General features: G+C 55.8%; 21 protein-coding genes, 1 tRNA gene and 1 pseudogene. 12 read left to right on the top strand and 11 right to left on the bottom strand.

Features of this window, described 5'->3' with window-relative positions:
- The first annotated feature begins 187 nt into the window (after positions 1-187).
- The 5 genes from rpsU to SR858_RS03065 all read left to right on the top strand — a co-directional run bounded on the left by rpsU (position 188) and on the right by SR858_RS03065 (position 5780).
- On the top strand, positions 188-400 hold the full coding sequence (gene rpsU, locus SR858_RS03045; RefSeq protein WP_008451879.1) for a 30S ribosomal protein S21: 213 nt from the start codon (positions 188-190) through the stop codon (positions 398-400).
- Between the two features lie 156 nt (positions 401-556).
- A complete protein-coding gene (locus tag SR858_RS03050) occupies positions 557-1006 on the top strand; it encodes a GatB/YqeY domain-containing protein (protein ID WP_019924580.1) in 450 nt (149 codons plus the stop codon).
- 86 nt (positions 1007-1092) lie between these two features.
- The gene (dnaG, locus tag SR858_RS03055; protein ID WP_026637787.1) at positions 1093-2886 is read left to right on the top strand and encodes a DNA primase; all 1794 of its coding nucleotides are present in this window, start codon (positions 1093-1095) and stop codon (positions 2884-2886) included.
- Positions 2887-3341: 455 nt separating this feature from the next.
- Positions 3342-5597, top strand: coding sequence for an RNA polymerase sigma factor RpoD (gene rpoD / locus SR858_RS03060; protein ID WP_051120402.1), 2256 nt, complete (start codon positions 3342-3344; stop codon positions 5595-5597).
- Between the two features lie 104 nt (positions 5598-5701).
- Positions 5702-5780, top strand: a tRNA-Ile gene (locus SR858_RS03065).
- 13 nt (positions 5781-5793) lie between these two features.
- Here the strand turns inward: SR858_RS03065 and SR858_RS03070 are convergent.
- Both SR858_RS03070 and SR858_RS03075 read right to left on the bottom strand, forming a co-directional pair.
- On the bottom strand, positions 5794-6666 hold the full coding sequence (locus SR858_RS03070; RefSeq protein ID WP_322534372.1) for a tyrosine-type recombinase/integrase: 873 nt from the start codon (positions 6664-6666) through the stop codon (positions 5794-5796).
- A gap of 77 nt (positions 6667-6743) precedes the next feature.
- Positions 6744-7076, bottom strand: coding sequence for a helix-turn-helix domain-containing protein (locus SR858_RS03075; RefSeq protein ID WP_154820145.1), 333 nt, complete (start codon positions 7074-7076; stop codon positions 6744-6746).
- A gap of 402 nt (positions 7077-7478) precedes the next feature.
- Between SR858_RS03075 and SR858_RS03080 the strand changes: the two genes are divergently transcribed.
- The 3 genes and pseudogenes from SR858_RS03080 to SR858_RS27700 all read left to right on the top strand — a co-directional run bounded on the left by SR858_RS03080 (position 7479) and on the right by SR858_RS27700 (position 9010).
- The gene (locus SR858_RS03080; protein ID WP_019924575.1) at positions 7479-7859 is read left to right on the top strand and encodes a plasmid mobilization protein; all 381 of its coding nucleotides are present in this window, start codon (positions 7479-7481) and stop codon (positions 7857-7859) included.
- Positions 7849-8262, top strand: a pseudogene (locus SR858_RS27695) (relaxase/mobilization nuclease domain-containing protein); the annotation flags it as partial. The gene SR858_RS03080 and the pseudogene SR858_RS27695, both read left to right, overlap by 11 nt.
- 478 nt (positions 8263-8740) lie before the next feature.
- Entirely contained in the window at positions 8741-9010 is a 270-nt protein-coding gene (locus tag SR858_RS27700) for a hypothetical protein (protein ID WP_407654705.1), read from the top strand.
- Positions 9011-9235: 225 nt separating this feature from the next.
- Here SR858_RS27700 and SR858_RS03090 read toward each other — a convergent pair whose 3' ends face one another.
- The 3 genes from SR858_RS03090 to drt3a form a co-directional block, all read right to left on the bottom strand.
- Entirely contained in the window at positions 9236-10312 is a 1077-nt protein-coding gene (locus tag SR858_RS03090; protein ID WP_084670208.1) for a RelA/SpoT domain-containing protein, read from the bottom strand.
- A 999-nt stretch (positions 10313-11311) separates the two neighbouring features.
- The gene (drt3b, locus tag SR858_RS03095) at positions 11312-13399 is read right to left on the bottom strand and encodes an antiviral reverse transcriptase Drt3b (RefSeq protein WP_084670206.1); all 2088 of its coding nucleotides are present in this window, start codon (positions 13397-13399) and stop codon (positions 11312-11314) included.
- Positions 13392-14621: an antiviral reverse transcriptase Drt3a gene (gene drt3a, locus SR858_RS03100; protein ID WP_084670204.1), complete on the bottom strand. Its 1230-nt coding sequence runs from the start codon at positions 14619-14621 to the stop codon at positions 13392-13394. Before drt3a ends, drt3b begins: the two co-directional genes overlap by 8 nt.
- Before the next feature lie 276 nt (positions 14622-14897).
- Here drt3a and SR858_RS27705 point away from each other — a divergent pair, with 276 nt between their 5' ends.
- The gene (locus SR858_RS27705) at positions 14898-15572 is read left to right on the top strand and encodes an SLATT domain-containing protein (RefSeq protein ID WP_154820144.1); all 675 of its coding nucleotides are present in this window, start codon (positions 14898-14900) and stop codon (positions 15570-15572) included.
- 416 nt (positions 15573-15988) lie between these two features.
- On the opposite strand, the gene SR858_RS03105 is transcribed toward SR858_RS27705, so the two are convergent.
- The 4 genes from SR858_RS03105 to SR858_RS03120 form a co-directional block, all read right to left on the bottom strand.
- Positions 15989-17247, bottom strand: a protein-coding gene (locus tag SR858_RS03105; protein WP_407654685.1) for an IS3 family transposase whose coding sequence is annotated in 2 segments (ribosomal slippage) — positions 15989-16899 and positions 16899-17247 — 1260 coding nt in all. Because the reading frame shifts where the segments join, the coding sequence is not laid out codon by codon here.
- Positions 17248-17427: 180 nt separating this feature from the next.
- Positions 17428-17907, bottom strand: coding sequence for a helix-turn-helix transcriptional regulator (locus SR858_RS03110; RefSeq protein WP_019924769.1), 480 nt, complete (start codon positions 17905-17907; stop codon positions 17428-17430).
- A 78-nt stretch (positions 17908-17985) separates the two neighbouring features.
- Positions 17986-18462 (bottom strand): DUF3016 domain-containing protein, encoded by a 477-nt coding sequence (locus SR858_RS03115; RefSeq protein WP_019924770.1) that lies wholly within the window; start codon positions 18460-18462, stop codon positions 17986-17988.
- A gap of 49 nt (positions 18463-18511) precedes the next feature.
- Positions 18512-19147: a M17 family peptidase N-terminal domain-containing protein gene (locus SR858_RS03120; RefSeq protein WP_019924771.1), complete on the bottom strand. Its 636-nt coding sequence runs from the start codon at positions 19145-19147 to the stop codon at positions 18512-18514.
- A 160-nt stretch (positions 19148-19307) separates the two neighbouring features.
- Here SR858_RS03120 and SR858_RS03125 point away from each other — a divergent pair, with 160 nt between their 5' ends.
- The gene (locus SR858_RS03125) at positions 19308-20408 is read left to right on the top strand and encodes a Gfo/Idh/MocA family protein (RefSeq protein ID WP_019924772.1); all 1101 of its coding nucleotides are present in this window, start codon (positions 19308-19310) and stop codon (positions 20406-20408) included.
- A 15-nt stretch (positions 20409-20423) separates the two neighbouring features.
- Here the strand turns inward: SR858_RS03125 and SR858_RS03130 are convergent, their stop codons facing one another.
- Positions 20424-21089, bottom strand: coding sequence for a hypothetical protein (locus SR858_RS03130; RefSeq protein WP_019924773.1), 666 nt, complete (start codon positions 21087-21089; stop codon positions 20424-20426).
- An 85-nt stretch (positions 21090-21174) separates the two neighbouring features.
- Here SR858_RS03130 and SR858_RS03135 point away from each other — a divergent pair, with 85 nt between their 5' ends.
- Positions 21175-21537: a DUF5710 domain-containing protein gene (locus SR858_RS03135; RefSeq protein WP_019924774.1), complete on the top strand. Its 363-nt coding sequence runs from the start codon at positions 21175-21177 to the stop codon at positions 21535-21537.
- A 3-nt stretch (positions 21538-21540) separates the two neighbouring features.
- A complete protein-coding gene (locus tag SR858_RS03140; RefSeq protein WP_019924775.1) occupies positions 21541-22233 on the top strand; it encodes an SOS response-associated peptidase in 693 nt (230 codons plus the stop codon).
- Between the two features lie 149 nt (positions 22234-22382).
- Here SR858_RS03140 and SR858_RS03145 read toward each other — a convergent pair whose 3' ends face one another.
- Positions 22383-23279 carry a LysR family transcriptional regulator ArgP gene (locus SR858_RS03145; RefSeq protein WP_019924776.1) on the bottom strand — a complete coding sequence of 299 codons (897 nt, stop codon included), beginning with the start codon at positions 23277-23279 and terminating at the stop codon, positions 22383-22385.
- Between the last annotated feature and the right edge of the window lie 58 nt (positions 23280-23337).

Below are 23337 nucleotides of genomic sequence, written 5' to 3' on the forward strand. Positions count from 1 at the left end.
CGCCCGGGAGTATCGGGAGCAGAAAGATTGCCGGAGTTTATGTGGGAGCTGACTCGGCGTCGTCTTGTTGTTTTTGCAGTCAAAGCCGTCTGCGTGGGCCGTTTCGATGGTCCATGGACTTCCATTTTCCTGCAAAAGCTGCTATAGTCTCTGTCTCCCTATAACCTCAAACGGTTTGAATTTTTACATGACCACTATTCGCCTTAAAGAAAACGAGCCGTTCGAAGTCGCAATGCGTCGCTTCAAACGCACCATCGAAAAAACCGGTCTGCTGACCGAACTGCGCGCACGCGAGTTCTACGAAAAGCCAACGGCTGAGCGCAAGCGCAAGCTGGCCGCTGCAGTCAAGCGTCACTACAAACGCATCCGCAGCCAACAGCTGCCGAAAAAACTCTTCTAAGACTGCTCAACCCAATCCGGTCGTGCGGCGTATCTTGCGCCATTGCCCCGGGTCGGATCTTGCTGCATCTAGAGAATGCCCGCTCCGGTTCGCCGCAGCGGGTTTTCGTCTTTGTACGCCGCGTATTTACACTAAACAATTTCATAAGGAGTCCTCATGGGCCTGAGAGAACAAATCACCGAAGATATGAAAAACGCCATGCGCGCCAAGGAAGCCGGCCGCCTGTCGACGATTCGCCTGATCCTTGCTGAAATCAAGCGCAAGGAAGTCGATGAGCGCATCGTGGTCGATGACCAGCAAACGGTTGCCATCGTGGAAAAAATGATCAAGCAGCGCAAGGATTCGATCACCCAGTTCGAAGCCGGCGGTCGCGCCGACCTGGCCGATATCGAAAAAGCCGAACTGGTGGTGCTGGCCGCCTACATGCCGGCCGGCCTGTCGGACGAGGAAATCGCTGCCGAAGTGACCGCCGCCGTGGCTGCCTCGGGCGCCGCCGGTCCGCAGGACATGGGCAAGGTCATGGCCATCGTCAAGCCGAAACTGGCCGGCCGTGCCGACATGACGGTGGTGTCCGCCCTGGTCAAAAAGGCGCTGGCGCCGGCCTGATCTGTTGGTCTGCCGTGCTTGATCGGCGTCAAAGCCGGATCAGTACGGCGGTATAGTCTGAATAATTACCCTGGCACCCCAGTCCTGTGATCCCTCAATCATTCATTGCCGATTTGCTCAACCGCGTCGATATCGTCGACGTCGTCGGACGTTATGTGCAGCTCAAGAAGGGCGGCGCCAATTTCATGGGCCTGTGCCCGTTCCATAACGAAAAATCCCCGAGTTTTACCGTCAGCCCCACCAAGCAGTTCTATCACTGCTTCGGTTGCGGCGCCCATGGCACCTCAATCGGTTTCTTGATGGAATACTCGGGCATGGGCTTTGTCGATGCCGTCAAGGATCTGGCGCAAAACGTCGGCATGGTCGTCCCCGAGCAGGACGACAAGATTCCTCCCGCGCAGCGCGCGCAAATGCAGGCCCAGAGCCTGGCCCTGTCCGACGCCATGACCCAGGCCTGCGACTTTTACCGCGCCCAGCTGCGCACCGCACCGGATGCCATCGCCTACCTGAAAGGACGCGGCCTGACCGGAGAGATCGCCGCGCGCTTCGGCCTCGGCTATGCGCCGCCGGGCTGGGACAATTTAAAGGCGATCTTTCGCGACTACGATGTGGTGGCGCTGGCCGAAGCCGGCCTGGTGATCGACCGCGTGGACGAAGACGGCGGTAACAAGAAGCGCTACGACCGCTTCCGCGAACGGGTGATGTTCCCCATCAAGAACACCAAGGGCCAGGTGATCGCCTTTGGCGGCCGGGTGCTCGATGGCGGTGAACCGAAGTACTTGAATTCTCCCGAAACGCCATTATTTTCTAAGGGCTTCGAGTTGTACGGCTTGTTCGAGGCGCGCCAGGCGATCCGCGATGCGGGCTACGTGCTGGTGACGGAAGGCTATATGGACGTGGTGGCGCTGGCGCAGATGGGTTTCCCGCAAGCAGTAGCAACCCTGGGCACCGCCTGCACCCCGCACCACGTGCAGAAACTGATGCGCCAGACCGACACGGTGATCTTCAGCTTCGACGGCGACAAGGCCGGCCGCCGCGCCGCCCGCCGCGCGCTGGAAGCGTGCTTGCCGCACGTGGCGGACAACAAGACCATCAAGTTCCTGTTCCTGCCCACCGAGCACGACCCGGACAGCTATGTGCGCACCTATGGCAACGAAGCATTCGAGCAAGAGATCCACGAAGCGATGCCGCTGTCGCAATTCCTGATCAAGGAAGTGGTCGGTGAGCATGATTTGCAAAGCCCCGAGGGCAGGGCGCGCGTGCAGTTCGATGCCAAGCCCTTGCTGCAGTCGATGACGCCGACCGCGCTGCGCCTGCAAATCGTGCGCGGCCTGGCGCAATTGACGCAGACCACGCCGCACGAGATCGAATCGCTGTTCGAGCTGGCCAAGCCGGTAGCGCTGTCGCGCAAGGCGCCAAGTCGCAGCGGCCGGCCGGCGCCGGTGGGACTGGAATTGCAGATCGTGCGCCTGATAGTGGCCCATCCGCCGCTGGCGCTCGATATCGACGAAGCGGCGCTGGCGGCGTTCCAGTTCTTCGGCGACGACGCTGCCGAGCGATTGGCGCAACTGGTGGCCGGTGCCCAGGCGCTGGGCCCCAACGGCGGTTTTGCCGCATTTGCCCAGCATTTAAAGTCGCTGGGTGACGAATATGACGAGATCATCAGCGAAATCGCCCAGGGGGCGGAGTCCGATGTCGATGCAGACCGAATGTTCCTGCGCAGCGCCGTGCGCCAGATCAAGGAAGATGCGCTGAAACAGGAGCTGATGCAACTGTCTGCGGCGGGTCTCACACCGGAGAGTATTGCACGCTTTCGCGAGATCACTGCGCAGCAGGCTCAGCTGGAAAGGGAGAAGCAAACGGAGTTTGCAAACCGCTAATATTGTGGCAGTGTGGAGGCGTCTTGACGGCCGTCATCTTTTTGCAGGTTTACAGAGGGGCGGCAAGGGTGCTTCCCTCTGGATATTGAAAAGTGACGTGCTATAATAAAACGCTAAGTGTTGTATGTTTTGGCATCGTTTTTCCGTTCAGAGTGTGTTTGTTTTCAGTGAGTTAGGTTCTTGATCGACAGGCAGGAAATCCAGGTGGGGTACTGGACAAACAAATAATGCAGAGGTGAACCTTGGCTTATGTTTGTTGTCTAACCCAGTCATCGTTTCTTGCCACTACGCATGAGTTTGATGCAGTAGAATTTTGCGGTCAAAGCCCGACCAGGTATAAGTAGTCGTAGTGTTGTCGAACTTGCGAAGTCGGCAAGTTCGAAGACGTGGGTTCCAAGGGAACTGCAAGAAACTTTATCCTAAATAAGCAAGTCGTTGTGTAATCGAAAGCGCCTGTGCCAATCAAGAAACCTGAATCCAATGTGGCTGAAAAGCCGAGCAAAGTGACTGCAAAATCCGCTAAAACAGCGGATAAGGCGGAAACGCGTGTCGCCAGCAACAACCCGCCCGTGGTCAGCCAGACCACGGACGCGGCCACGCTGGCTGCCATCGATACTTCGGGCTACGTACTGCCGTCGGTCAAAGTGCCCGGCCGGCGCGGGCGCAAGCCGAAGGAATTCCAGCCTGAAAACGACGAAGTCGCCGCGCTGAACGCGGTCGAACGCGCCGAACTGAAGGCCGTGGACAAGGCCAAGGCCAAGGACCGCAAGGCCAAGGAAAAAGCGCTGCTCAAGGATGCGTTCTCTTCGGATACCGAAGCGACCGAGGAAGAGCTCGAGCGTCGCCGCCAGAAGCTCAAGACCCTGATCAAGTTCGGCAAGGAACGCGGCTTCCTCACGTATGCCGAGATCAACGACCACCTGCCCGAAAACATCATCGATCCCGAAGCGATCGAAGGCATTATCGGCACCTTCAACGACATGGGCATCGCTGTTTACGAGCATGCGCCGGACGCTGAAACCTTGCTGCTGTCGGACAACGTCGCCACTGTTACCAGCGATGACGAAGCCGAGGCTGCTGCTGAAGCCGCGCTGTCCACGGTCGATTCCGACTTCGGCCGCACCACCGACCCCGTGCGCATGTATATGCGCGAAATGGGTTCGGTCGAGCTGCTCACGCGCGAAGGCGAAATCGAAATCGCCAAGCGCATCGAAGACGGCCTCAAGGACATGATCCAGGCCATTTCCGCTTGCCCGGTCACCATCGCCGAAATCATCGCCGCCTCCGACCGTATCCGCGCCGACGAAATCAAGATCGACGAAATTGTTGACGGTTTAGTGGACGAAAACGACGACGGCGCCGCTGCCGCACCGGCCCCGGCCGCCACCAGCGACGACGACGAGGACGACGACGAAGCCGAGGAAGAGGAAGAAGAGGAAGAGGAAGAAGCGGGCAACTCCGCAGGCGCCGCTGCCGGCTACTCGGCCGAACAGCTCGAAGCGCTGAAAAACACCGCGCTGGAGAAATTCGACACCATCTCGCTGCAATTCGACAAGATGCGCCGTGCCTTCGAAAAAGAGGGCTACAACTCCAAGGCCTACGACAAGGCCCAGGAAGCGATCTCGTCCGAACTGCTGGGCATCCGCTTCACCGCCAAGGTTGTCGAGAAGCTGTGCGATACCCTGCGCGGCCAGGTGGACGAAGTGCGCCACATCGAAAAACAAATTCTCGACGTGGCGGTGAACAAGTGCGGCATGCCACGCGCCCACTTCATCAAGGTTTTCCCGGGCAATGAAACCAACCTCGACTGGGTTGACGGCGAAGTGGCCGCTGGCCACGCGTACAGCGCCATCCTGGGCCGCAACATTCCGACCATCAAGGAATTGCAGCAACGCCTGATCGACCTGCAAGCACGCGTAGTGCTGCCGCTGCCCGACCTGCGCAACATCAACCGCCAGATGGCGGCCGGTGAAATGAAGGCGCGCAAGGCCAAGCGCGAAATGACAGAAGCCAACTTGCGCCTGGTGATTTCGATCGCCAAGAAATACACCAACCGTGGCCTGCAATTCCTCGACCTGATCCAGGAAGGCAATATCGGCCTGATGAAGGCGGTGGACAAGTTCGAATACCGGCGCGGCTACAAGTTCTCCACGTATGCCACCTGGTGGATCCGCCAGGCCATTACACGTTCGATCGCCGACCAGGCGCGCACCATCCGCATCCCGGTGCACATGATCGAAACCATCAACAAGATGAACCGGATTTCCCGCCAGATTCTGCAGGAAACCGGCGCCGAGCCCGATCCGGCGACGCTGGCCATCAAGATGGAAATGCCGGAGGACAAAATCCGCAAGATCATGAAGATCGCCAAGGAACCGATCTCGATGGAGACGCCGATCGGCGACGACGACGACTCGCACCTGGGCGACTTTATCGAGGACAACAACACGCTGGCGCCATCGGACGCAGCGCTGCACGCCTCGATGCGCGGCGTGGTGAAGGATGTGCTGGACTCGTTGACGCCACGCGAAGCGAAGGTGCTGCGCATGCGTTTCGGCATTGAAATGTCAACCGACCACACGCTGGAAGAAGTCGGCAAACAGTTCGACGTCACCCGCGAACGGATCCGCCAGATCGAAGCAAAAGCGCTGCGCAAGCTGCGCCACCCGAGCCGTTCCGACAAGCTGAAAAGCTTCCTGGAAGCCAACTAAGACTTGACGCGCGCTGCTGCTAACCCTTATCCTCGCGCGTTCGTCCAAAAAACGAACGCGCGTCAGCGGGGCCGGCAAGACCTCCAGCGCACAGGTATCACCTCGGGCCTCTAGCTCATGCTTGGTTAGAGCAGCGGACTCATAATCCGTTGGTGCCCAGTTCGACTCTGGGGAGGCCTACCAATTATTCGTTTTATCAATCAAAGGGTTGGCTGCGTGCCAGCCCTTTGTTATGTGCGGCTGGCTCGTCCGTTTGTGACAGATTTGTGGTCGAGACCACCTTCTCCAGCATTGCTCCCACCGTCTCCGCGTGGCGCGACATCTGCGCCGGTCCCAGGTGCGCATACCGCCGCACCATGTCGAGCGACTTCCATGACCCCATTTCCTGCAGGTCGTACACCGGGGTCCCGCTTTGCACCAGCCAGCTGGCCCACGTGTGCCGCAGGTCGTGCCAGCGGAAATTCTGGATGCCCGCCCGCTTGACCGCGTCGCGCCAGCTCTTGGTGTTGAGCTGGCTGACCGGGTAGCAAGCCCGGGTGAACACCCGCTCCGGGTGCTTGCCCAGCTGGCGCTGTAACACATCGACCGCAAACTGGCTCAGCGACACGTGGATGTCCTCGTCGTTCTTCGACTGCTCGGCCGGTATCCACAAGGTCTTGCGCACCAGATCGACCTGGTCCCACGCCAGCCGGTGCACGTTCGACTGCCGCAACCCGGTCGCCAGCGCAAACAAGGTCAAATCGCGCTGGTGGGGCATCAGTTCGGCCAGCAGCGCCTGCACCTCCGCTGGCGTAATCCAGCGCACGCGCCGCCGCACCTCCTTGTACAGCTTGACCTTGGGGACCTTCTCGATCCACTCCCATTCGTCACGGGCGCGGCGCAGGATGGCCCGGATCAGCGCCAGGTAGCGGTTGGCCGTGGCGGCGCTGGCCTCCTTGCGCTTGTGTTCGGCCACGGCGATGAGCTGGTCGCGCGTGATCGTCGCCAGTGGCGTGCCCCGGAAAAACTGGTGCAGCCACGCGATCTTGGCGATGTCGTCCCGGTGCGTGCGTTTATGTTCCGTTTCCATGATCCATTTATAGGCTGCATCGTCCCAGGTGTAGGCCGGTTTCTGTCCGAGAGTGTCGATGCGCCACGTCTCGGCTTTTAATTCGTCGTGGTACCGCTGCGCCGACGCTTTGTCGCTGGTGCGAGCAGAGTGTCTAACGCGCTCTCCTGACGGCGTCGTGAAGCAGACCCACCAGGTGTTTCCGCGCTTGTAGAGTGACATGATTGATACTCCTTTCCAAGGGTCACCCGCATCGCTTGCCGAGGTTCAGGGTAGTGCGCACGGATGTAGGCGACAAGGTCTTCTTCCAAAAAAATCCACGCCCGTCCGATTTTGACGCCGGGGATCAGGCCCTGCTTGGCACGCTTGCGCAGTTCTTCCTTGTGGATGTGCAGGAAGGCGCTGGCCTGGAGAAGGTTCAAGGTGTTCATCTGATGGCCTCGTGAAAGAGGAACGTGGAGGGGGTGGTCCGGTCATTCTCGGAAGCGAGAACCCGCCTACCTTTGAGCGAGCGCAGCAGCAGGCCGACAATTCCGGCGCGCATTTGATCGGACGCAAAGTAGCCCGCGTGCAATCTGGCAGCACGGGTGTGGCGCAGCAATCCTGTGGTGCGGCAACCGCATCACCGTAGCACGCTGCCGTGGCGCCGGCGGTGGGCGAGCGGTGCGATGCTGCCGGCGCTTGATCCCGCGCAGCTGCCATCGGTAGCGTCCGGCTACAGTGGAGCAGTACGCGCCGCCGGTGGGGAGCAAGCCATGTTTTCGCTTCGCTCAAACGTGGCTTGCCCTGCGGGGCCGGGCGCGCTGCGCTTGCCAACACCGGCGAGGTCCACGATGCATGCCGAACTGCCCAAACGTTACGCCAAAGGAGGTCGCCCCCAGGGCGACCCTGCTGACCTGCGCACAGCGACCATCGGCGTGCGGGTGTCCGCTGCCGAATACGCGCTGCTGCGCGAGCGCGCCGCGTCGATGCAGATGAAGCCTGCCCAGTGGCTGCGCACAGCTGCCCTATCGCGTCGCCTGCCGCCACCACCCGTGGCGACAATCAACCGCGAGCAGTACGCCGAACTGGCGCGGCTTGCGGCAAACCTCAACCAGCTTACGCGCCTGGCCAACGAAGGGCAGCATGTAAACATCGCGCCTGCCTTGCTGGCGGAGACGCAGCGCCTGCGACTGCTCCTCCTTGGCGTCAAGGACAACGTCGATGATCGCTAAAGCCATCAAGGGGCGCGGCTTTCGCGGCGCGCTCGAATACGACCTGGCGGCCAGCAAGGGGCATGTCATCGACACCAACATGGGCGGCGACACGCCGCGCGCGCTGGCGAAAGAGTTTGGCGAGGTCCGCAAGCTGCGGCCCAGGCTGGGCAAGGCCGTATTACACGTGTCACTGGCCGCTGCGCCCGGCGAGCAGCTCAATGAAGACCAGTGGAAACAGGTGACCCAGCGCTACCTGCACGGCATGGGTCTCGACAACAACCAGTACCTGGTGACGCGTCACACGGACACCGCGCATCCCCACGTCCACCTGCTAGTCAACCGGGTCCGCCTCGACGGCGGCGTCACCTCGGACAGCCATGATTACCGCCGCCACGAGGTGCTGATGCGCGCCATCGAGCGCGAATTCAAACTCAAGCAGGTACGGCCGTCCATCGAGGCGCAGCGCCATGCTCCGACCAAAGGCGAGATCGAGGAGGGACTGCGCACCGGCATGCCGTCCACGCGCCAGCGCTTGCAGCAGTTGTGCGACGGCGCAGCGCAGCGCTGCCATGGTTTTACGGAATATGCAGAACGGTTGGCGGCGGTGGGCGTGCACCTGGTGCCAGTGACGCAGCTGGACGGCACAAAACTATCGGGCCTGTCCTATGTGCTGGACGGCGTGATGATGAAGGGCAGCGACCTGGGTAAAGGATACAGCCCCCTGGGGCTGGCAAAACGGGGAGTGGACTATGTCAAAGACCGAGACCATGCAGCAGTTGGCCGCAGCCTCGAACGCGGCGCGGGTGCAGGCGTTGAACCAGCAGATCGAGACCTTGCGCCAGGCGAAGCTCACCAGCGTGGAAGAACTGGCAGCCATGCTGGAGCCATTAGCGCAGGCCATGGCGCTGCTGACCGAGAAGACGGCAGCAAGCCTGAGAAAAATCGAGCGAATCGAGCAGCGCAGCCGCGATCAGAGCGCCCAATTCAAAGTCCAGATGGAGGAAGCGCTGGCGTCGTGGAAGCAGGCCGCAACAGCAGCCAAGGCAGCGGCCGACCAGCTGGACAGGGCGGAGGAGAACGCCGCCCTGCGGGGCATGGTGGTGGCGGTGCTGACCGGCTTGACCACAGGACTTCTCGTGAGCGCATTATGGCTTTGGCTCGCGCGGTAGCGAGTATGGGAACGTGGGCTCGAAGCTTGTTATCGGCACCGATCGATACTGCGCGAACAAGTCTCCTGCTGGGTAAAACCCGCTCAGTGAAATTGAAGGAAAACTTTGGCACGTCAAATTTGAAAATACTCAGTCAAGGAATATCAGGGAAAAATAAATTAAATTATGCAGGCCATATATTTAAAAGAGGCACTCGGATAAGGTAATAATGCGAATTAGCGAATTTTATTCAACCACGGAAAACTTACTTCGCGAAATTTTATCCAATTGCGTCAAAAATTCATGCGTGTCCAAAAAATAGTTTGGATATGCCCGTTTTAGAGATTCAATTGAGCCTGCTGAGACTAAAACAACTTGCGCTCCAGATGAGTTTGCAGCTTGCTCAGCTTTACTATATTCTTTGTTTGCCTCTTCAAGTTTATCTCGTGCAAAAGATGTGATCTTTACGTTCGAGTCGTCGCCGGTAAGTTCAAGTTCTACTAAATAATAAGCAGCCCGTTTCTTTCCGGTCGTGGGAATTGCACGGACCGCACTGCTAAATTGTTCAAGTTTTTCGCGAACGCCAAGGCGCTCCGCATCTAATTTAGTCTTTCGATATGTATCTGCCTTTGATAAATTTTCATAGCCTGGGACCAATGGCATGCGCTCGGAATGAGCGAAAGCTGATGAAACCAACGAAAAGAAATTCAGCCATTCATCCGGACCTTCACTTGATTTAAGTGAATGTTGAAGAAAAGTCCCCATCGTTTCCACAGCGGTGGCCCACGCATGCTGCAATCTCGTGCGTAATTGAAGTTCAAGCTGTAGACCATCGTAAGGGGAATCCTGTCTTAGCTTATATTTATAAATTAAATGGATACTTCGATACCCAGATTTCTTAGGTTCGTTCACATAATCATACTCTGAAACTAATGAATGAGTAAAAACTGTATTTTTGTATTCCAGATGAAGCGTTTTTAGTTGTGGCAGTGTAGAAACAACCGCTCTTAGTCCGCCAATGTCTTGCATACGAGCAAGATTCATCCCATTAATGCGTTTTAGCTTATTAATTATTGAAGGAGTTCGCTTGAGCCGCTGGGCAACCAAAGCATCAGGGTCAATTTTTCGAAGCTTACTTCGAAGCGTAGCCTGAAATGTATTGATCGGGTAGCCATGACATGCCCGCCAATTTGTGAGGATAACAAAAGCCGCATACCATCGATCGACATCGATGCCGCCTCCATCTAGTTGATCGGCGGCAACAAGAACGTCCCCGGCACGCTGAACTGCCTTTCGTGAATACTCCGGAATAGGGAAAGACATCTACTCTCCTAAAGATTTAACTTGCAAAAATACAAGTCTACACCTGACTGTCATTCAGAAGCAATAAATCCTTCGCCCATCTACCGTAAAGCTCAAACATCACTTGTTTCCACCCGTATTGTCGTGATAATACTCAGTGAGCACATAAGTGAAAGGAAGAAATTTTTATTGAAGATCCGAATAATTATGTGGGTCTGCCTAATTACAAAGTGATTGCGTTCGAGTCTCTATACAACTCTTCCATTTCTGAATCCCATAGCGATAAGTATTTCATTGAAACTATGAAATCTGCGAAATTGATGTCCCTGTGTAGGACGGACGCCGCTGTTGCTGCGTATGGAGAAGAAGGTTGACATTCATTATCAATGGAAACGTGAATCTTAAGTGCCCTCGAACTGGCTTACTCCACCGAGCACCAAGCGTGGCCCCCAATATCGAATCCCATAGTTGTGCCTGGTTGTTGCATTGGTAAGCCGGTAGTTGGGTTGAAATATATAGGCAAACTGAGAGTAGGGCAGTCAGTTTCTGCATTTACGAAGTCAGACCTTGACATACCCAAAGTGATAAATGCGTGCCAGGGGATGAGCCAGAGCAAACTAGCACACTCGCTCTTTGCGGCGAGGAACGTAATTAATGCTCCACCAAACAATAACGAAATCCAACCTGATTTATGCACTGCTACTCACTTAGAAAGTCTTTGGATTTTCTTATTCACGACGAAGGGGAGATTATCGTTAATTTACCCTAATCGCACGAAGTACTGTAAAATTAAGTCGGGGGTGAGAAAGGCGCATCCTCTCGTGTGTCCATATACTTCTTCCAACTATCACTTGCGGTAACTGCCGCGAAGAAAAACTGTATAAGGTCCAACAGTAAAAATCTGCATTACCCAAACTAGCGTAGTGCATTACCGCAATCTCTACTGCCGTATCACCGGTTAAACGGTGCCAGAAAATGCCAAACTTCGGCTACGTCCTTCTCGACTTTAGTATAGCTCGTTTAATACGCAGTTCTCAACTCTTTTTTCCATAGTACGGCACCGAGGAGGTCCGTCGAGCTCCAGCCGAAAAACCAGTCTCCTTCGTCGACCGCCTCTAGGAACTTTTCGCTCCGAGCGTTTACGTTGTCATCGCTTACAAGCTTTAACACCTTTTTGGCAACTTGAACTTTCACAGCTTTCTCTACATACGGACAGCGCAAAAAGTCGAAGAGCAGCATCGTCATATCTGCCGCGGTGACGAGGGACTTTTGAGTCCTTATTGATTCGAAGAGCCCTATAACATGCTTGTGCAACGCGTCCTTTAACTCATGGAAGCGTGCGGACTCATCGATATAGTGAAGGAGCGAAACTATTTGGAAGTATCTAAAGTCCTTATGGGTAACCAAGCATTTAGTTTTAAAATTTATCGAGATGCCAAAGAAATTGCATAACTCTTCCTGAGTAAGACTATACCTGCTTCCTAGGGAGTGCAGCAGGGTTAGAAGGTTGAGCATTTCAATATTGTCATCTTCTCCTATGCGAGTAAACGTTAATATCGTGGTCCGTAGCTGAGTTGCAAGATTTCCGAGTATTGAATCTTTAACCTCATCTTTCAATGTATCGGAGAATTTCTTGAGCGCGAGACAAATTTGACAAACCTGATAAGTTGCACGGACCCGTGGAGACATCGAAAGTACGAAAAAGACTATTTCTAGTAGGATGCCTATGAAACGGGATAGCCTTTCGTTTTCTTTATCAGAGGCCGACGTTGAGTCGATTCTTTCGAGTAATTCTAGAGTGCGTTTCCTAATAACAGAGAAAAAGTAGTTTGAAACGTAGTCAAAAGAGGTACTGTTCTTTTGGATTACATTTTTTATTCTTCTAATATATGTCGAGGTAAGATTGTTTGGATTTCCGACATATCTAATGGGGAATACCTTCGGGGCGGCTGCTGTGGGCGTCAGTCGCTCACCGCTTTTCTCGTCGGTTTCTACGTGGCCTTCTTCAGTTGTTTCTAAAGCGGCTTCGATTTCCCTTGCTTCTTTTCGTGAATGGATATGTTGAGAGAAAAACTCCTCAACTATTGAAGCAATTTCTAATTTTGCTGAGGTTTGTCCGGTCAGGAATGGTCTCGAGACAGTTGTAGACTTAGCTTCATTCAAATAAAGCTTGTACTTTTCGAGTTCCTCAATGGTAATACGCTCTATTTTGTCGAGAATCGTATCACTGTTTGAAAATACAAAATAATCGTCGACGTATCGTCTGATGCAATAGTCTGCTCCGAACTCTAAGTTATCAATGTCAAGTCGGAGTCTCTCTTGAATTTCAGTGTCAATGCGCTGGAGAATAATTTCCGCAAAAATCCTGGAGGTTTCCGGTCCTACCAAAATTCCATTCGTTTCGTCATGGTTGGATAGGCGCATGAGCTCGTCGAATTGAGCATCGAACGTATTTTTAGCACCCTTATTGTCTTTTGCAAATTCTTTACTCCGTACAGCCCAAGAAATCGAATGCGTATAAATGTGTGGAAAGCACTTTGAAATATCTAATGTACGTAAGAACTTAAAACGCCGTTCTAAGCCGTGAAACTCCGTAGATTCATAAAACTTATGAATTAAGTTGTAATCTTTGTACGTAAAAAACGATGAGGAGGTTTTTTGTTGCGCATGCTCGGCATCATGAGAGATTTCAACGTTTTCATCGTTGATGATGTAGCGAGATGCTTTGTTTTTCTCGTAATAATGACTTGCAACCCGGAACGGACGTCGTAGCGAAAAACTACTCCTGCTGCAAAGACCTATTAGCAAATGCGAATATTGTTTATAAAAAGACGCTGCCTTTTTTTGAATTGCTGGATGCATTACACTCAATGTTCTCGATGAAAATGCATCCTTCTTTATTCGGTACGTATATGCAATCGTAGTGTTTTCTTCGCTGAAGAATTCAATTAGAGACGCGGTCGAAACTCTACCCTCTGTTCCTTCAGATACTCGTTCATAATATCCTTCATTGGAAAATAATAGCGGAACTTCATAGGGAAGTGTATCGGTCAGTATAGCTCGATTAAAGTCAGAGCGACGAAATTTTATCCTTTTTACTTTAGACATATGCCCAGCATTGCTTAATTTCTTTTAGACGATTTGGCGAAAAGTTACACATTATCCGCTCTGTAAACCCAGTTTTGAAACAATATTTTGTCAGCTCTCGTTTTTGCGTAGGCGATAATCTTGCGTTCAGCCGTATGCCAAAGGAGCCTTTTTTTGAATAAACTGCGTTCGCCAGAAAGGTTGAAAGCTGCTTTAAATCATCAACACTGCCGTCATCGATAAGGTGGTAATTGTAATAAATTCCCGATAGAAGTTTTCCATTGTCCCTATCGCTCTTCATTTGGCAATTTCCACTGAGGAACCGCAACCGGTCTTTCAATAGTAAATAATTTCCGTCTGACAAATATCGGAAAATGGACAACATTATTCTGTTCTTTAACTTATCAATCTTATTTGGCGCTATTCTAACCTTAACGCTACTGCTGTTTTTTATTGCAACGCGGTCAAAGTTGAAATTGTAGCCTAGGTAGTTAAATTCGCGGACACCGTGCTTGCTGACGCAATTTCCTTTTTTGTCGAATTCGAACTGTGCTGTTTTATCATGGTTGAAGGCTAATCCAGGAGGTAGTGCTTTAGTGGCAGCACCAATTATATCGTCGGGAGTCTTATAGCAAAATATTATGATATCGTCGACATATCTGGAGTAAAAATATATTCCGGGTAGATTGCGGACTTTAACGTCGAAGCTTTTCATATATAGTTCGGCTAACGTCGCGCTTACTCCTAACCCCCTTGGTAACCCGCGTTGAGTAAAATATTTTCTGGTACCTAGCAGCAGATGTAAATGTTGCCGACTGCGGTACGAAAGACTTATGTCTTCTTTTATTGACGCGATAAGCTCTTGCCGATAAATTGATTCATAAAAACTTTTTATATCGAGTTTGATAACGAAGAACGGAATTATCTCGCGCATCAAGCATATGACTTGCTCTATTATCTCGCTGCGGTTTGCTTGTCGGACATCATATACGCGAGCTAAATTATCGTTCAGCTTACGAAGTGCAAATTCGTCTTTACATGTGCTCGGCGTATAAACTGGCTTTCGGCCTCGGCTTGATTTCGTAAACTGGCTAAATTCAAAATCGTCCTTTATTAGCTCTTCGTTAATTTTCTCGAATGTCGCTAAGTACTCTTTTCGGTTTCGCCCAAGCTTATATTTTTTAGGGTCTAGACGACTGGTAAGACGAAGTAGAGCCTTAGCGTGGTAGGACTGGTCTATCATAATTTGCACATGCGGCTGTCGGCAGCGAGGTCAGTAAGACGGTGGGAACATACTTGTACTCTACATTCTTTGTTGTCATAAAGCCATATTTTCTGCCTCTAGCGTTGTAAATGTTGCTAAGATGCATGGAGCATGGCACGCTTCCACCTAGACGTTCTCGCACGGAGGTCATCGTAATCACCAGTTGTACTGTCGGATTCCGTTAATGCGTCGCTATGTAAAGCCGTTCATTGTTAAATGCGGCTAGTTGATGGTCACTTTGTTTATGGTTCCTAAATGCTTCCTTCGCTAGAAAAACTTCAGAAAGATGCGTGGCGTACCTCTAGCGCTCGCTACAACGCTGCTCGTCGACTTCGTCGCCGAGAATCGTTTGCGACCGTGAGTTTTGCTTTGATGTCTGCTCTTACCTGTGCAATCGCGTTTGCCCAGCGTGTATATGCACAACCATCGTCGCCAGCAGATAACTATTTATCTACCGTGTCGGCTTCGCTAGGAGTTGTCCTGTTGACTTTGAGCCTTGTTGAGTGGGGTGCTAAGCCTGGCTCAATTGCAGAGGCATTACATGAAAACGCGGAGAAGTTGAACGCATACTGGAGAAAAGTTGCACTAAAAGTAGCGTCTGTACAAGGCGGAGTAACCTTGACGTGGTCTGATGTGCAGACACTAGCGGATGAGTATGACATCCTTAAGGCAGCTAGTCGTTACAACCACGAACCAGTTGACGACGCGTACTTTCGTGCTTCTCACCAGTCAGATTTTCCCGGTATGCCCAAGCTGAAACAGCTTCTTACCTGGATGCGATGGCAATTTTCAAGCATTTGGTACATAAGCGCACTTTGGATATTCCTTGTTCTCCTTGGTTGGCCTTTATCTGATAAAGCTATGTGGAAACCCTCGAATGTAGTGACAACAGGTACGTCCAGTGCCGGGGCGCAAGCCGGTAACAAGTAAGCTGCTTGAGTGTGTAGGCGGTGCGGTAACGACCCGCACACGAGCTTCTTGGAAGTGTTTCAAGGGCAACACGGGTTTGAGAACGTTGTAGATTTTCAACGTTCTTTTTATGTGCAGAGTGTTTGCACATGACCTGTGTGTGCACGTGTTATGTGCAATATCTGTTCGGATAACTCTTTGAAAATTAAGGGGTTATTGTTCGTAGAATGCCAAATGGATAACTCATAATCCGTTGGTGCCCAGTTCGACTCTGGGGAGGCCTACCAATAAAATCAAAGGGTTAGCGATGTCGCTAACCCTTTTGCGTTAACTGCTAGTCTGATAGCCTGTTCGGCGACGCTTATCGCCGCAGCATCCAACTCAACTATGACCACCTCACTGATCTTGCCCCCGTATAACCGGACACAGCCTGTCGCTTAATTAACGCCGCTTTCCTGAGCCCGGCGTGCCAGCTCCCTCCTATACATGCGGGGTGATTTCAACTTCAACGACGAGTGCGGATGCACCTCATTGAAATGCATAAATGCGTCTGGCAGTTGGGCCAGCACTACCTCGGCAGTGCTGCGGTCCATCAAGCTGACGTAGTCCCGTTTAAACGTGTTCACAAAGCTCTCGGCCATGCCGTTCGATTGCGGGCTGCACACCGGTGTATGCACCGGCTCGATGCCTAGCGCGCGTGCCAGCGCATGCGTTTCATGAGCTCGATAGGTACCGCCGTTGTCGCTCAAAAATTCCAGTTTGGCCGATCCCACGTTGGCCTGCCCAAATCTGGCCTCCACCGCCTCCACCAACATGTCGCGCACCGGCTCGCCAGGCAGGCCACGTTCGCCCCAGGCCCGCCACGCGATGATCTCACGATCACAGCAGTCTTTCATGAAGACGCCCGTCACCACCTCGCCGTTGTCGCAAGCGATCTCAAAGCCGTCGGAGCACCAGCGTTGGTTCGATTCGGCCACCGACACCACACCGTCGTGCACGCGGCTGCTAACTGGGCGTTTTGGCGCTTTTGCCAGCAGCAGACGGTTCTCTTTCATCACCCGGTAAAAGCGTTTATGGTTGATCGTTTGCAGCCCCATCAAAGCGCTTATGCGGTTGACCAGAGCGCCTGCACGACGATATCCATACGTCGGCAATGCAGTGATCTCGGCGCGCACCGCGTCGACCAGGATCGCGTCAGCAGGTTGATGAAACGTTTGTACGGTGCGGCCATCGACCCAGTCGGTAGGGCGAATCATCATTTGCGAAATATGCGAGCGCGCTACGCCAAGGGCAGAACAAACCGGCTTCACTGGTCGTCCTTGCCCGACAAGGGCGAGCGCGCAATCCACTTTTTTTCGCGAGCGAACTCGACGGCCTCCTTCAGAATTTCCGCCTCCATCGTCTTCTTGCCGAGCATGCGCTGCAGCTGAGCGATCTGAGCGCGTGCGGCGGCCAGTTCGCTCGCCGGCACGACCGACTCACCGGCAGTGACCGCCGTCAACGCACCTTCGCGTTCGAGTTTGCGCCAATTGAACAGCTGGCTCGCACCCACGCCGTGCTTGCGGGCGACCAACGACACATTCATACCTGGCTCGTATGTCTCGCGTACCAGCGCCGCTTTTTCCTCGGCTGACCAGCGCCTGCGGCGCTCTTCGCTCACCGTCACCACTTCGATTGTTTGCTTGTTCCTAGTCATATGCACAGTCCTATTCCTATCCGTAAGAATAACGCATAGGCTGTGTCCGGGGAATCAGGGGGCTATCTCACTCACCACCGCCGAAGGTCCAGGTGAAATGTTTGCTGCCGTGGGTATGAATTTCATCCACCAGGCGCAAAGCGTATTGAAACAGGCCTTCCCAGGTCGTTTCGGTTGCCATTACCAAACGGCCCTGTGTGCGTGTAGTGACTTCGCCATCGCGGTGATATGCTTCATGAGCGTTTTTACTGGCGTGTTGGTTTCCACCGAAACTTCACGGATCGCACTCAATACCAACGGCACCGGCGTTTCATCCAGCAGCGTCATCATGTGTGGCTTGAAGTCTTCCGGGACCACTCCCGACTGCAAAATATGTTTCAACGTTTCTGGGCTGAGGATCTTTGCGTAGCTGGTACTGGCAGTCCGGGCGGCAGTGCTCAGTGCTGGCGATTTTTTGGCTCTATCGCTGGCGTTAAAGCCCATGCCGAGAATTCCCATTACGTGATTGAGCTTGGTATAGCCAAGATCTTCCAGTGCGCCAGTTTCCAGCTGATTCACCGTCGTGCGTGACAGGCCGGCCAGCTTTGCCAGTTGGGACTGACTGATGCCGAATTCCTTGCGCTTTTCATGGATGTGCATCCCGACTTCACGTAGTTGCATAGCGCAACTCCTAAAATGTTCAGTAAACTGAACACATTATGACTCGTGCCGGGGAATTTTCAAGGAGCATTCGCTCTATCAATTCCCCGCCAACACATCCTTCTTGAACCACTCACTGAGCATCTGCTTCTCATAGTTGTACATCTCGTTGCGATAACTGTTGACGTTGAGCTGGTAGTTGCGATCGGCCAGTTCGCGGTCGCCGCTGCGCAGCACTTTGCCGTCCTGCTCGATGCTGTAACGCAGGTGGATGCGGGGGAAGTCGTAGCTGCCCTTGGTGACGCGCACGTCGCGGATCGGTACGCGCGGGAACACGTCGCCGGCCAGGTCGATGTCGAGGATTTCCACTTTCAGATCCTGTCCATCCGGCAGCTTTTTGGCCAGTTCTTCGAAGAATTCGCGGAAGTTGATTTCCATCGATTTGCGGTCGGTCTCGAAGCGCGGCACGTCGGTCATCTTCTCGGTGTTGGCGTAGGTGACGGTGACGGCCGCCGAGGCGGTGCTGGCGGCCAGGGCAAGCATGGCAATGGCTGCTGGACGGATCAGGTGGTGCATGGCGGCTCCCGTAGGTGGGCGTGGTGAAGTCCCCAATATACCCGAAGAATCAGCCGCCGCGCGCTTGCGCGAACTCGTTGAAGGCGGCAATAAAAGCCTCGCCCGAACTGTGCAGGCGCGGCGCGCCCACGTCGAAGGTGCAGCGCTGGACCGACGGTGGTGGCGCCAGGCCGGCTGTGGCCAGTGCGTGCTCTGCGCGCAAGGCGCCGAGCATGCCGTCCATCATCATGCGTGGCATGTCGAGGCCGGCGTTGTCGGTGTGGCCGCCGTCGAGCACGCTGGGGGCGAAGGCCAGCGAGCGGGCGCCCTGGCGGATCGCTTCGCGCATCGCCACGCGGGTGGCGCGGCGCAGGCGGTCGCCATCGAGGGTTTCGGGGTTGCCCAGGCCGATTACCAGCACGGCGCGGGCGGGAATGGTGCCTGGCGGCAGGCTGATCAGGATGGTTTCCATTTCCTGGGCGCGGAAGTCGCCGCTGGCGCGCAGTGCCGTCAACTGGCTGCCCAGCGCGGTGTCGAGGCCGAGCAGGCCGCCGGCCACGGGGGCGCCATCCTGTTCGTGCTCGAACATGCAGGCGACGCTGAAGTCGACATCGGCTTGCGCCGGTCCCCAGGCGGCGACATCGAAATCGACGCCGTCCAGCGTGCCGATGGGCAGGCGTTCGGGTATTGTGTGCGGATCATTCATGGCCAGGCTCCAGGTCAATACGGTTGCTTATCTTAGCGTGTAAAGGCCCGCGCACCCCTGCCGAAATTTATGCGCGCGCCACGGTCGAGATGCTCTGTAGCGCTAACATGTGTACTAAAATTACCGAATCAGAAAGACAAACCAACAAGGGAGATAGACGATGATGGATTTTACGCGGCGTAACCTGGTCATGACCGCTGGTGGCTTGCTGGCGGCAACGGCCGTGGCCGGCCCCGTGTGGGCCAATCCCGACCGCAAGCTCGGCTACGCGATCGTGGGCCTCGGCGGCTACGGGCTCGGCGTCATCATCCCCCAGTTCAAGTATTGCCAGCACAGCAAGCTGGTCGCCCTGGTCAGCGGCGACCCTGTCAAGGCCAAAAAAGTGGCCGGGGAGTATGGCGTGCCGGAATCGAATATCTACGATTACAAGAACTACGACCGCATCAAGGACAATCCCGACATCGACATCGTTTATATCTGCCTGCCGGTATCGATGCACGCCGAATACACGATCCGCGGCGCCAAGGCCGGCAAGAACGTGTTGTGCGAAAAGCCGATGGCGCTGTCGTCGGTCGAATGCGAATCGATGATCGCTGCCTGCAAGCAGGCTGGCAAGAAACTGATGATCGGCTACCGCTGCCACTTCGAGCCATTCAACCTCGAGGCGCGGCGGCTGGCGCGCTCGGGCGCGATCGGCAAGCTGCGCTATTTCCGTTCCGAGCACGGCTACACCACGGGCGGCAACAACTGGCGCACCAAGAAGGCGATGTCGGGCGGCGGCTCGCTGATGGATATCGGCATTTACGCGCTGCAGGCGGCGCGCTACATGACCGGCGAAGAACCGGTGTCGGTGTATGCCAAGGAAACCACCGACCGGTCCGATCCGCGCTTCCGCGACGTGGAAGACATGGTCGAGTTCCAGCTGGAGTTTCCGTCGGGCGTGATCGGTTCGTGCATGTCGATGTATTCGGCCAACCGCAACCAGTTCCTGTTGATGGGCGACAAGGGCCGCATCGAGATGGAACCGGCCACCGGCTACCAAGGCCAGAAACTGTGGGTGGGCGACGGGCGCAAGAATGAAATCACGGCGCCGCCGAATGCGTCGAGCAACCAGTTCGCCGGCCAGCTCGACCATTTGTCGCAGTGCGTGCTGCAAGACCGCACGCCGATCGTGGCAGGCGAGGAGGGGCTGCGTGATATCCGCATTATCGAAGCGGTGTATCGCTCCGCGCGCGAACACAAGCGTATTGCGCTCAAGTAAGCGCTGAAATAAAACTTACAGGCCGGGTTGTTGATGCAGCCCGGCTTCCTCGGCCAGCTTGATGTCGAGCATCGAGATCACCAGGTCGGCATCGGTCAGCACGTCCTTGAGCGGAAAGCCGTCTTCCATCGCCACCACGGTGCCGGGCGGCACGCGTTCGGTGTTGTCAGCGCCCGGCGGCGTGTTGGGCATGAAGGCAAATTGCGGGAAGCGGGTTTTGCCGTGCAGGGCGATGTCGCTCAAGGTGCGCGGCGCCGCGCGCAACAGGCCGTTGCGCACGTGTTGCTGGCGTTCTTCGTGGCGCTGCTTGAGCAGGGCGGTCAGGCGCACGATTTCGCCGGCCAGGCGGTCCGATTCGGCCTGGTGTTCGGCCAGTTCGTCGTCGCTCAGCGCTTCTTCCCATTGCGTCAGTTTCAACAGGCCGCGCTTGTGCAGGGCCTGGCGTTGCAGGTCGATTTCGATCGATGCCGCGCGGGTCTGGTGGGTGTCCAGGTCTTGCGTGATGGCGGCGTCGCCATTGGCGCGCAGCCACTTGTCGCCAAAGCCGAACACCAGGCCGTCGAAATAGAAATACATCGGCAGCACTTGCGGCACCGCGCCGGCCAGCATTTGTTGCGGCGTCATGTGCCAGCGCTCGGCCAGCTCGGGCAGGGTGAGGGTCAATGGTTCGATCAGGGGCATACGGTGTCTCCGGAGTTCAAGCGCTCATTTTCTCACAGACGCGTAAAATAGCGGCTTTGTCACTGTTCGTCACGGAGTATGCCGCATGATGTTTCTTAAAGTTCCGTTTGCGGAAAAAGACGAGGCCAAGGCCCTGGGCGCCCGCTGGAACGGCGAACGCAAGTCCTGGTACGTGCCCGATGGTAAACCGACCGAAGCGTTCTCGCGCTGGCTGCCGCCCGGCGGCGCCGATTTCGTGCCGGCCGTGGCTGCCACTTCACTGAAAAACCGCCCGGTCACCGTCGATTCCTATGCCGGCAAACCGGTGATGGGCAAGCTGTTCATCGATCTCGAGCACGACTGCGATCCGTTCGTGGCCTGCCCGGTGTGCGCGCCGAAGCTGGCCACGTCCGGCTGGACCGCCACCCACGACAGCGTTGCCCAGCTGCTGGTCGGCTTGCGGGGTTAAATCTTGTGTACCAACTACCGGCCCACGTCGCGCGACCTGCTGGCCGATTTGTTTCAGCTCACCCTGTTCGAGGGCGACGACTGGCCGGGTGAGAGCTGGAAAGACTACCCGGCGCCCATCATCCGCTACAACGAGCAAGGCCAGCTGGTGTGCACCACCGCCACGTACGGGCTGGTGCCGCGCCGGCAGATTCCACCCGGGGTCAAGCCGTGGGACACCATGAACGCCCGCAGCGAAACCGTGGCGCAGCTGCGCTCGTACGCGAAATGCTGGCGCGAGGGGCAACTGTGCCTGGTGCCGATGACCGGATTTTTCGAACCGAATTACGAGTCGGGCGCGGCCCAGCGCTGGCAGATCGGCCGCGCCGACGGCGCGCCGTTCGCCGTCGCGGGCGTGTGGCGCGAGTGGCCCGGTGAAAACGGTCCCGAGTACTCGTTCACGCAACTGACCGTCAACGCCGACGACCATCCGCTGATGCGGCGCTTCCACAAGCCCGGTGATGAAAAACGTTCGCTGATCGTGATTGCCGCCGATGAATACGACGACTGGCTGCGCTGCCGCGATCCCGAACGCGCGCGCAGCTATTTCCAGTCGTTTCCGCCCGAACTGATGCGCGCCTGGTTCGATCCGCCGCCGCCGCGCAAGAAGAAAGTGCAGCCGCCGGAGCCGCAGTCAACCCAGATCGACCTGTTTTAGAACCCATTGCGCCAGAAGGCAGCGGATTGCGATGCCTCGTTAGCCAGGAACGCGCGAGGAAAAAGGCATGGCCGCCATGCGATAAACGAGCCTCGCCGGCCCCTCTCGAGGCGCGCAAGCCGCGCCTCATTCCCCGCCGCGACAGGTTCTCATAGCGCTGGCTGCAACAGCCAGCGCCGCGCCGTGGCGATCACCTGCGCCGACAACGCACTGGTAAACGGCGTCTGGATATCCCACATATGCCAGATCAGCGGCACGTCCAGCACCAGGCCCGGCGCCAGGTCCACCAGCGTGCCGGCCGCCAGTTGCGCCGCGCATTGCAGGTGCGGCGCCATGCCGTAGGCAAAACCTGCCTCCAGGAACCGCACGAAACCCTCCGACGATGCATACGAATGATGCGGGTAACGGCCCTGGTAGCCGGTGGCCTGGGCGATAAAGCGTGCCATCAGCGCATCCTTGCGGTTGAAGTCGAGCGCGGGCGCGGTTTGCACGCTGGCTGCCGTCAAGCCATCCGGGAACCAGCGTGCGGCAAACCCCGGGCTGGCCAGGCAGTGGTAGCGCATCAGTCCCAGCGGCGTGGCAGTGGTGCCGGCCACGTGCGCGGTTTCGCTGGTCACACAGCCAAATACCCGGCCTTCGCGCAGCATGGCCAGGGTGTGGTCCTGGTCGTCCATGGTGATGTGCAGCATGCAGTCGCCAGTTTCCATCAGCGGCGTGACCGCCTCCTGCAGCCAGGTCACGGCGCTGTCGGCATTGACAGCGATCGCCAGTTCCGGGCGTCCCGCGCCAGAGCTGTTGGCCCTGTCGAGGGCGGCTTCGAGCAGCCGCACCTGGCGGTAATGGGCGATCAGGCGGTGGCCGGCTGCGGTTGCCTGCGGCGGCTGGCTGCGCAGCAGGAGCAGCTCGCCGGCCTGGTTTTCCAGCATGCGCAAGCGCTGCGATACTGCCGATTGCGTGATCGAAAGAGCAGCGGCGGCCTTGTCGAAACTGCCATGCTCCACCACGGCGTCGAGCGCCGCCAGGCCCCGGTAGTCGATACGGCTCATTAGCGTCCCTAATATTTGATGAGTATTATTAATTATACTTATGTTCGAGGCGCCGCTA

Origin of the sequence: Duganella zoogloeoides, assembly GCF_034479515.1 — a bacterium.
Taxonomy (GTDB): Bacteria; Pseudomonadota; Gammaproteobacteria; order Burkholderiales; family Burkholderiaceae_D; genus Rugamonas; species Rugamonas zoogloeoides.